Origin of the sequence: Citrobacter sp. Cpo148, from assembly GCF_030332375.1 — a bacterium.
Lineage (GTDB): Bacteria > Pseudomonadota > Gammaproteobacteria > Enterobacterales > Enterobacteriaceae > Citrobacter > Citrobacter portucalensis.
On sequence record NZ_JAOWHY010000007.1, the window covers coordinates 1 to 315 of the forward strand.

Sequence of the window (315 nt, forward strand, 5' to 3'; positions counted from 1 at the left end):
GCGGGAATAGCTCAGTTGGTAGAGCACGACCTTGCCAAGGTCGGGGTCGCGAGTTCGAGTCTCGTTTCCCGCTCCAAATTTAAGACATCGGCAATAGCGGATGTCGGCTGTAAAGCCAGAAGATTTCGGCGCGTTAGCAAAGCGGTTATGTAGCGGATTGCAAATCCGTCTAGTCCGGTTCGACTCCGGAACGCGCCTCCAATTTCTTCCCGAGCCCGGATGGTGGAATCGGTAGACACAAGGGATTTAAAATCCCTCGGCGTTCGCGCTGTGTGGGTTCAAGTCCCACTCCGGGTACCATGGGAAAGAACAGAA

General features: G+C 54.6%; 3 tRNA genes. All 3 read left to right on the top strand.

Annotated features, from left to right (window positions below):
* The 3 genes from OGY10_RS00020 to OGY10_RS00030 all read left to right on the top strand — a co-directional run bounded on the left by OGY10_RS00020 (position 1) and on the right by OGY10_RS00030 (position 300).
* A tRNA-Gly gene (locus tag OGY10_RS00020) sits at positions 1-76 on the top strand.
* A 51-nt stretch (positions 77-127) separates the two neighbouring features.
* Positions 128-201 (top strand) — tRNA-Cys (locus OGY10_RS00025).
* A 12-nt stretch (positions 202-213) separates the two neighbouring features.
* Positions 214-300: transfer RNA gene (locus OGY10_RS00030), tRNA-Leu, on the top strand.
* Positions 301-315 lie beyond the last annotated feature (15 nt).